An 8,394-nucleotide genomic window follows, 5' to 3' on the forward strand; every position below is an offset into this window, starting at 1 on the left:
AGGGCATGACCTCGCGGTGGGCCGCGCCGTAGGAGCGCAGCTTGTCGGTGACGACCACCCGGGGCACCGCCCGGGTCTTCTTCAGCAGCCTGCGGGACGGCCATGGGGCGATCCTCACGTACGTCGAGGAACTGCTCGGGGTACGAACCTCGTTCGAGGAGCTGATGGACCGCGCGTTGGCCCAGGTCGATCAGCAGGACCATGCAACGTGGAGCCGTGCCAGCCTCCAGCTGAGTGGACGGCGAGAGGAGGCGACCTGGACCGCTGCGGCGGTACTGCGTACGAGCCCGGACCCATCCCGCCGATTGTTCGGTGCCGAGGTGCTCCGCCTTATTCATCTGTTCGACGACAGCGACGAGGACGCGTTCGCTGGTCCCGCTCTGGACCTGTTCACCGGCTGGGCGGCCGCGGAGACGGACGTCGCCGTCCTCACCGGGTGCTGGTCGCTCTTGGAGAACACAGCGACCCCCGCGCGGAGGCGGCCCTTCTGCCCCACGCCGGCCATCCCGATGCCCGGGTACGGCGTGCGGTGGCGCAAGGGCTCAGTGCTTTGTCCTCGCCGCCGGCCTTTTCCGGCGATGCTCGCACGGCGTTGCTGGGGCTTATGGCCGATCCGGACGCGGTGGTACGGAAGACCGCCTGCCGCGTGGTTGCCGAGGGCAGGGACCACGATCCCGTGTTCGCGGACGCCATGGCAGCTGTGCTGGACGACACGGACCGTCTGGTCCAGCTGGCTGCCGTCTACGGGCTTGCCCTCCACGACGACGAACGGTGCGTGGAAGCAGCACGCCTTCTCGGCCCGCCGCAGCGCGGTTCCCTGGAAGAGGAGGGCTACCTCGACGCGGTGTGGCGTTACGAATGGCGCCGCGACGGCCGCTGGACGTCCCCGCCTGTGCCTGTCAGCTGCTCCGGAGCCGGGAATACCGCACAGTTCGAATGACGCTCCCCGCCAGCTGGTGCCTCGAAGTGGGATGCCGACCGCCGCGAGCAATACGCCAACGACCTCGACGCTGAGCGCTCCTTGGTTGCCGTCACTGCGAAGACGAACCGGTCCAAAGCCGACCGGGATCCGGCCGAGTGGCTGCCGCCGGCCGCCTCCGCGCAGTGCACCTACGGCGCCGACTGGGTCGGGACGAAGCTCCGCTGGAAGCTCACCGCGGACGACAAGGAGCGGGCCGCGCTCGAGAAGCTTGCCAAAGGCTGCTCCGACACGGTGGTGAAGTACGAGGTCGCTCCCTAGCTGGCAGTCGGGTGTGGCACCCTCACCGCAGCCGGACCACGGTGAGGGTCCCGTGCCGGCCCGACCCGGCCAGCACCTCCACGACCATGTAGGTCTCCACCCGCGTGTACGTCTCCCCCTGCTCCCGGCGGTCTCGCACCACGGTCGAACTGGTCAGGGCAGACCCGATACGTGCCGCGAGAGGGGGCTCGAGCCGGGCCGGCAACCGGATCGGACTGCCCTCGTCCCCACCGCGAGGGCCAGGTGGTGCGGCCGGACCCTCGGCCCCATGAACCCGACCACCAGGGCGTCGACCGTGTCCGCGTGCCACTGGTGGAGTGTCGATATTCGAAAGCTGCAGTATTCGTCCGCAGGGGCTGGCGATAAGGGAAGGGACTCAAGCCGAGTACCGAGCTGGTGCTCGCCCGGCAGGCCGCCTGCTGATCAACCACCAGCCGGACCACCAGGCCAGCACGCCCCCACCTCAGGTCGTAGGCCGCCCATCGGGCCGAACTCCGGACGGCACTTGTGCTGGCCATCCAGTTCGCAATCCACGTGCGGCCGTGCATCGCAGCGGACGCTGGCAAAAAGGCGCCATGCCCATTCCCGCCAGGACCCGTTCAGGTCCGTGCGCCACAGACTCCACCACACTCTTCGCAGCACTCGGGGATCACCCCCTCCCGGGTCCGATGAAGAGAGGGCTCCATGATCAGAGTTCCCCGGAGACGCAGAGCCGGGCTGTTGTCGGCCTCACTCGCGCTCGTCCTGCTCCCGGCCGGTATGGCAGGGCAGGCCGTCGCGGCCGGACCGGACGGCGGCGGCCAAGCGGCCGCGCGCACCAGCGCCGAAGCCGCCGCACGCCCTACGGCCACCGCCCACGCCGCCCATACCGTCACGCTTGTCACCGGCGACAAGGTCACCATCACCGACCTCGGCCAGGGCAGGAAGACGGTCAGCGTGGAACGCCCGAAGGGGGCCACCGGAGCAGTCCGCACCGAGACGACGAACGGCCGGATCACCGTCATTCCGGACGAGGCGCTGCCGTATCTGAACGCCGGCGTCCTCGACGCGCGGCTGTTCGATGTGAGCGAGCTGATACGCCAGGGCTTTGCCGACGGTGACAAGGGCGCTGCGGACGGGCTGCCGCTGATCGTCACCTACGGCAAGAGCGCGCGGACGGCACCGAGTGTGCCGCGGGGCGCCGAGAAGGTGCGGTCCTTGCCCAGCGTCGGCGGCGCTGCGGTCCGCGCCGGCCAGGAGCGCGAGTTCTGGCGGTCCGTGGCTCCGCAGGCCGTCAAGCCCGCCGCGCGCGCGGCGACTTCGGACGGCGCCCGCTTCGCCGACGGCATCGAGAAAATCTGGCTCGACGGGCGCGTCAAGGGCGACATGGCCGAGTCCAACGCTCAGATCGGCACGCCGCAGGCCTGGGAGTCCGGACTCACCGGCAAGGACGTGAAGGTCGCCGTGCTGGACACCGGCGTCGACGCCGGGCACCCGGATCTCACGGGACGCGTCTCCCAGTCGAAGAGCTTCATCGAGGGGCAGGAGGTCGCCGACCGCAACGGACACGGCACCCATGTCACCTCCACCATCGGCGGTACCGGAGCCGCGTCGGACAGCAAGGAGAAGGGGGTCGCCCCGGACGCCACGCTTGCCGTCGGCAAGGTGCTCAGCGACCAGGGTTCTGGCAGTGAGTCGCAGATCATCGCCGGGATGGAGTGGGCCGCCCGGGACGTCCACGCCAAGGTCGTCTCGATGAGCCTCGGTTCAAGGGAGGGCAGCGACGGTACTGACCCGATGGCACAGGCCGTGAACACGCTCTCCAAGGAGACCGGTGCCCTCTTCGTCATCGCCGCCGGAAACTCCGGCGCCCCCGGCTCGATCGGCTCTCCTGGTGCTGCTGACTCCGCGCTCACTGTCGGCGCTGTCGACTCCGCCGACCGGGCCGCGTACTTCTCCAGCCAGGGTCCCCGCTTCGGCGACAACGCGCTCAAGCCCGACGTGTCCGCGCCCGGCGTGGGCATTCTCGCCGCCCGCTCCCAACTGACCAGCGGCAGCGGCTACTACACCTCGCTGAGTGGTACGTCGATGGCGACGCCGCATGTCGCGGGTGTCGCCGCGCTGCTCGCCCAGAAGCACCCCGACTGGAGTGGCGCGCAGCTCAAGGACGCGCTGATGTCGACCTCGAAGCAGCTCGGCGCGTCCGCGTACGCACTGGGCGCGGGCCGGGTCTCCGTGCCCGCCGCGATCACCGCGCGGATCACCGCGACCGGCAGTGCCGACCTGGGCTTCTACGGCTGGCCCTATGCGGACAACAAGCCGGTGACCAAGACGCTCACCTACGCCAACTCCTCGGACCAGCCGGTCGAGCTGAGCCTGGCCGCGCAGGGTGCTCCCGACGGCGTCGTCTCGCTCGCCGACGCGTTGCTGACCGTGCCCGCGCACGGCACCGCATCCACCACGGTGACCGGTGACGGCGCGAAGGCTGCCGTCGGCAACACCGGCGGACAGATCGTGGCGAGCGCCGACGGCGCCCCCGTCGCGCACACCGCCTTCGGTCTGGTGAAGGAGGACGAGCGGTACACGCTCACCGTCCACGTCAAGGACCGCGACGGCGCCGCGACCGGCGCGTACCTCGTGCTGCAGCAACTCGCCAAGGGCATCGACCCGTCCCCGGCACAGGTCGGCGACTCCGGCACCCTGAAGCTGCGGCTGAAGCCGGGCACGTACAGCGTGACGTCCTTCCTCAAGGTGCGCGGCAGCCACGGCGCCGACTCGCTCGGCCTCGGCTTCCTCGCCGCCCCCGAGGTCATCCTCGACCAGGACCGCGAAGTCACCCTGGACGGACGGCAGCTGAAGGAGATCAGCGCCAAGGTCGACCAGCGCACCGAGACCCGGCAGCTGGCCATGGAGTACGACCGCAAGGCGAACGGCGCCGACCTGCTCGGCGCGATCCAGGTGCCCCCGACCTACGACAGCATCTTCGCCGCCCCCACCGACAAGGTCACCGACGGCACCTTCGAGTACCGCACGACCTGGCGGCTGGGTAAGCCGCTGCTGGTGGCCACGGTGGGCGACAAGCCGCTGAGCGATGCCACCGTCCAGCCCGGCAGCGCCCTCACCGACGGCCACAGCACCGTGTCCGTCGTGGACGCGGGCAGCGGCGTACCCGCCGACTACACCGGCAAGGACGTGCACGGCAAGGCCGTTATCGTCCACGCCACCAGCGCGATCTCGCCGGCCGTCCTGGCCCAGACGGCCCAGGACGCAGGCGCCAAGGCCCTGTTCGTCACCGACGACCAGCCCGGCCGGCTGATGGCCTGGTTCGGCAACGCCGACTACACCGGCCGGTCGCTGCTCGTCGCCACGGTCAGCGCCGCCGACGGTGCCCAGCTGATCGACGCGGCCAAGACCGGCGAGCGCATCCACCTCACGACCACCCGCAACTCGCCCTACATCTACGACCTGTCCGACAGCCACCCCGGCGCCATCCCGGACAACCTGACGTACGCCCCGAACGCGAGCGAACTCGCCCGGGTGGACGACACGTTCTATGCGGTGAAGCCCATCCAGGGCAGTGAGGTCCGCGCCTCGCTCACCGACACCTTCCCCGTCGCGGTGGGCTTCCCGGAGCTCATCGACTACCCGGCCAAGCGCACCGGCTTCGTCACCGCCGACCACGGCCTGAAGTGGCACCAGAGCGCGTGGGCCGCGTCCGGCGCCCTTGAGGAGCGCAACGGCCTGGCCACCTACCGGGGCGGCACGCGCAGCCAGGCCGACTGGTTCAAGCCCATCTGGCACCCCTGGCTCGGCACCGGGCTCGGCTGGGGCCAGCAGCGGGCCGGGAATGCCCTCCAGTTCAACGTACCCGGCTGGGGCGACTCCGGACCGGACCACACCGGCTTCGGCGACGTGTACCGCGACCCCTCCCTTCAGCAGACCACCGAGGTCTACGCCGACGGGAAGCTCGTCGACCGGCGCAAATGGTCGGCGGCGTACGACTGGAACGCCGATCCGGCCGAGCACACCTACAAGGTCGTCACCGACACCGCACTCGACCCCGCACGGTGGAAGCTGTCCACGAAGGGCCACTCCGAGTGGACCGTCAAGTCCGCCGAGACGCCCGCCGACAGGTGGACGTACCTGCCGCTGCTCAACCTCGGCTTCAACATCGACACCGACATCGCGGGCAACGTCCGCGCCGGGCATCGCTTGCCCGTCGGGATCTACTCCGAGTACTACAAGCGCGCGACGGGCACCGGGACCATCGGCGACGGCACCCTCCAGGTGTCCTACGACGACGGCCAGACCTGGACGTCCGTCGGCCTGGAACGCGACGGGAGAAAGGCCGCCTGGAGCGGCACCCTGAACGTGCCCGCCGACGCGCAGTACATCTCGGTGCGCGCAACCGCCGGCGACGATCAGGGCGGCAAGGTCACCCAGGAGATCATCCGGGCGGTCGGCGTGAAGTGACGCGCTCCGGCCGCTGAAGCCATGGGGTGAACCGTACGCGGCGCAACCCCGAGTAACAGGAGGGCGCCGTCTCCGTGGGACCTGGGAGGCGGCGCCGCTCGTGCCGTTCAGCCCGTCGGTTCGACGATGCCGCGGACGACACCCAGCTCGACCAGGTCCTGCGGACGCAGCCCGAGCTCATCCGCGGTCCGCCGCACCTGGTCGGCCCGGCGTTTGAGGATCGCGGCGGCCAGTTCGGGCGCGATGACGGAGAAATAGCGGTCTGGCGTGGCCCCTGAAGCGCGTCAGGGAATTGCTGGGGATGCCGGACGCCAGGCCGGTGCTGCGGCTGGTTGAAGCACGCAGCCGACTCCGCTGTGTGTCGCTACAACACGCCGGTCAGTGCGTTGTCCTCCCACTGGTCGAACCTCGAGGTAGCCGGCTAGGACCTTGGGGTGCGGAGCCTACGATCCGGCTGGCCGAGCAGTGCGCTCTGCCCCGGTTGGTGGCCGAGAAGGTGAACCTTACCGGCACGAGGAACGGTGCCGGTACGGCAGCCGACGCGAAGGCCCTGGCGATCGCGCGCGGCATGATCAACAGGGCAGACAGCATCGAGGACCTGGACGTGCTCCGGCACCTGCAGCGCGTGGACGTTCCCGGCACGCGCACCGACTACGTTTCGACGCAACAGGGAACGTCGTGGGTGGAGAGTGTGGCCATCGGGCCTGGGCTGGTGCTGACGTCGCAGGGGCCAAAGACCGCGTACAAGCCGGGCTCACGGCAGGCCGTGACTGGTTCGGGCCCGTGACGCGCCCCGCCAACGGCGACAGTCCTGGGCCGACAGCGGTGCGGGCCACGCCGGGGTCATGCAGAGCGCAGACAAGGTGAACTCGAAAGTTCATCAGGACGGCACACCGATCAAAACGAGCAACTCGCTAGGTCGCCACGCTCTACACCGTCCCGACCACGCCGTCGCTCTACACCTTCGACCTGACCGCCGAACGCGACGCCGCCACCTACCGACTGTCCCCACAGACCCACACGGTGCGGCAGGTGAAGTCCAACCCGGTCACCGACCCGACGAAGATCGACCAGATGGCAGTGCTCCAGACGGACTACGGCATCGACACCGACCTCGCGGGCGACGCCCGCGGCGGCCAGCAGGCGCTCACTCTGACGCCGCATCACCTCAAAGGCTCGGTCGGCGCCGGGAAGACCCAGGGAGTCACGCTGTCGGTGTCCTACGACGACGGCGCCACCTGACAGCCGGTCAAGCTCAGCGGCAAGTCCGGCACCTAGAGCGCCCGTTACCACGCCCCCGCCACGGCCTCGTGTCGCTCAAGACCAAGGACTGGGACGACGCGGGCAACCACATCAGTCAGGAGGTGATCCGCGCCCACGGTCTGAAGTAGGCGGCTCCAAGCCGGGCGGGGCTGGCGCCCCCCTTCCGTCGTGTCACACCCCACCCCTGAGTGACTGGCGGAACGGCAGCCTCCGTAATCTCTCTGGGACTTTGCTCGATCGACCAAGAGGAGGTCCCGTGCTCTCGCTGTTCGGGCTTGGCCCTGCCGAGGAGGAGGTCTACCGCCTCCTGGTGGCCCGGGCTGGCGCCAACGCCGACGTGCTGGCGGCCGAGACCGGCCGTGCACCGGCGGAGATACTGCCGCTGCTCACCACACTGGCCCAGCGCGGCCTCGCGGTGTCCGGTGCGGACGGCGAGCCGTCGGTGGCCACGGTCTTCACCGCCGCGCCCCCGGCCCTCGCGCTCGGCGGAACGTTGCGGCAACGCCGCGACGACCTGCGAGCCGCCGAGGAGACCCTGCTCGCGCTCGCCGAGGAGTACCGCAACGCGGCCGCTGGCGGCGGCATCGTCGAGGTCATCACCGACCCCTGCGCGGTCCGGCACCGCTTCATGCAACTCCAGGAGTCCGCCCGGCACGAGATCCGGGCGATGATGGTGCCGGAGACCACCGTCGTGCAGCGCGCGCACAACACCGCCGAGCCCGCCGGTGTGCGCCGTGGCGTGCTCTACCGCACCATCGTGCAGCGTGACATGATCGGCCAGCCGGGCGGGGTCGCCGAGGCGCTGGACGCCCTGGCGGCCGGCCAGCAAGTCAGCGTCGCGGAGTCGGTCCCCGTGAAGTTCATGATCGCCGACCGCGATGTGGCCATGGTGCCGCTGGTCCCAGGCCGCCGTACCTCCCCCGCCTCCATCCTGGTGCACACCTGCGGGCTGCTGGAGGCTTTGCTCGCGTACTTCGAACTCGCCTGGGAGCGCGCCTACCCGCTCTCTCCCAACACCGTGGGCGGCGTCACCGAGATCCGACCCGACGGCCTGGACGAGACAGACGCCCGCGTCCTCGCCCTTGTCCTGGCCGGCCTCACCGACCAGGCCGCCGCCAGCCAGCTCGGCGTCTCCCGCCGCACCGTCCAGCGCCGCATCGGCGAACTCATGCTCAAGGCGGGGGCCGAAAGTCGAATCCAGCTGGGCTGGATCGCTTCCCGCCGAGGGTGGGCATGACCAGCGCGCAACACGCGGCGGCAACGCCAGCACCGCCCGGCTGATGCCCGGCGAAGGCAAGGGTTGCACCTATCTGTTGCGCCATCTGTTGCGATGGGGGTTGCGCCGGCGTTGTCACGTTGGTGGGGTGTTGATCGATTGAGGGCGCGTCAGGGCGTGGAGGGGTCGGGCGGGGGCCTGGGTCACGCTGCGGTGGGCAGGG

The 8,394-nt window shown here is 70.2% G+C and carries 5 protein-coding genes and 3 pseudogenes; 6 read left to right on the plus strand and 2 right to left on the minus strand.

What is annotated here, in order from left to right:
* A pseudogene (locus tag AB0N06_RS37240) lies at nucleotides 1–91 on the minus strand (IS6 family transposase); the annotation flags it as partial.
* 513 nt (nucleotides 92–604) lie between these two features.
* On the opposite strand from AB0N06_RS37240, the gene AB0N06_RS37245 reads away from it, so the two are divergent.
* The 3 genes and pseudogenes from AB0N06_RS37245 to AB0N06_RS37255 all read left to right on the plus strand — a co-directional run bounded on the left by AB0N06_RS37245 (nucleotide 605) and on the right by AB0N06_RS37255 (nucleotide 5,692).
* Nucleotides 605–940 carry a hypothetical protein gene (locus AB0N06_RS37245; protein ID WP_366139110.1) on the plus strand — a complete coding sequence of 112 codons (336 nt, stop codon included), beginning with the start codon at nucleotides 605–607 and terminating at the stop codon, nucleotides 938–940.
* A 36-nt stretch (nucleotides 941–976) separates the two neighbouring features.
* Nucleotides 977–1,240, plus strand: a pseudogene (locus tag AB0N06_RS37250) (HNH endonuclease); the annotation flags it as partial.
* A 684-nt stretch (nucleotides 1,241–1,924) separates the two neighbouring features.
* Entirely contained in the window at nucleotides 1,925–5,692 is a 3,768-nt protein-coding gene (locus AB0N06_RS37255) for a S8 family serine peptidase (RefSeq protein ID WP_366139111.1), read from the plus strand.
* Between the two features lie 107 nt (nucleotides 5,693–5,799).
* Here the strand turns inward: AB0N06_RS37255 and AB0N06_RS37260 are convergent.
* Nucleotides 5,800–5,964, minus strand: a pseudogene (locus AB0N06_RS37260) (acetyl-CoA carboxylase carboxyl transferase subunit alpha/beta); the annotation flags it as partial.
* Nucleotides 5,965–6,176: 212 nt separating this feature from the next.
* On the opposite strand from AB0N06_RS37260, the gene AB0N06_RS37265 reads away from it, so the two are divergent.
* The 3 genes from AB0N06_RS37265 (at nucleotide 6,177) to AB0N06_RS37275 (ending at nucleotide 8,192) form a co-directional block, all read left to right on the plus strand.
* Nucleotides 6,177–6,479, plus strand: a complete 303-nt coding sequence (locus AB0N06_RS37265; protein ID WP_366139112.1) for a hypothetical protein — start codon at nucleotides 6,177–6,179, stop codon at nucleotides 6,477–6,479.
* Nucleotides 6,480–6,724: 245 nt separating this feature from the next.
* The gene (locus AB0N06_RS37270) at nucleotides 6,725–6,934 is read left to right on the plus strand and encodes a hypothetical protein (RefSeq protein WP_366139113.1); all 210 of its coding nucleotides are present in this window, start codon (nucleotides 6,725–6,727) and stop codon (nucleotides 6,932–6,934) included.
* A gap of 277 nt (nucleotides 6,935–7,211) precedes the next feature.
* The gene (locus AB0N06_RS37275; protein ID WP_366139114.1) at nucleotides 7,212–8,192 is read left to right on the plus strand and encodes a LuxR C-terminal-related transcriptional regulator; all 981 of its coding nucleotides are present in this window, start codon (nucleotides 7,212–7,214) and stop codon (nucleotides 8,190–8,192) included.
* Nucleotides 8,193–8,394: the final 202 nt, after the last annotated feature.

Origin of the sequence: Streptomyces sp. NPDC051020 (assembly GCF_040683105.1) — a bacterium.
GTDB lineage: Bacteria > Actinomycetota > Actinomycetes > Streptomycetales > Streptomycetaceae > Streptomyces.

Coding starts and splice junctions, on each gene's coding strand:
- AB0N06_RS37245 (WP_366139110.1), top strand. CDS start 605: ATGGCCGATCCGGACGCGGTGGTACGGAAGACCGCCTGCCGCGTGGTT.
- AB0N06_RS37255 (WP_366139111.1), top strand. CDS start 1,925: ATGATCAGAGTTCCCCGGAGACGCAGAGCCGGGCTGTTGTCGGCCTCA.